The organism is Bartonella capreoli, from assembly GCF_902813205.1.
Taxonomy (GTDB): Bacteria; Pseudomonadota; Alphaproteobacteria; order Rhizobiales; family Rhizobiaceae; genus Bartonella; species Bartonella schoenbuchensis.
Genome location: NZ_CADDZX010000346.1, coordinates 1 through 398, shown reverse-complemented (window position 1 = coordinate 398; position 398 = coordinate 1). Strand labels below are relative to the sequence as shown.

The window sequence follows — 398 nt, the reverse complement described above, 5'->3', positions numbered from 1 at the left end:
GGGTATTTTTTGAGTGAGTTGCAGAGCTTTACTTAAAGGCATCTCATACGATTACTTACACTTTCTTTTATATTTTCTCTCGTAAATGAAAAAATACAAAGTTGCAGTTTTTTATCATCGTTCATAGATAATAAAGAATCTTATAGAGACAAGTTAATTTATAAATATAGTCTTTCTTATAACCAAATGATATTATAAATTGTGGTTACTTTGGCACTAAACTTACATCAGATAAATGTCACAAATATCCATGAAAGCTGGCAATATCTATTATAATTGTGACAATGATTTGTCAAAGCAGATTGCTCTTTTTCTCTTAGAAGGTGCATTGTTGCTACCGGGAGGTTTTCTATCACTTAATATTTTTGAACCAAGTACTCTTGAAATGGTTGAAGACG

Annotated in this window: 1 pseudogene; it reads left to right on the top strand. The window is 30.2% G+C overall.

The annotated features are described in order from the left end of the window. Positions 1-250 precede the first annotated feature (250 nt). A pseudogene (locus J7R05_RS09480) lies at positions 251-398 on the top strand (LON peptidase substrate-binding domain-containing protein); the annotation flags it as partial.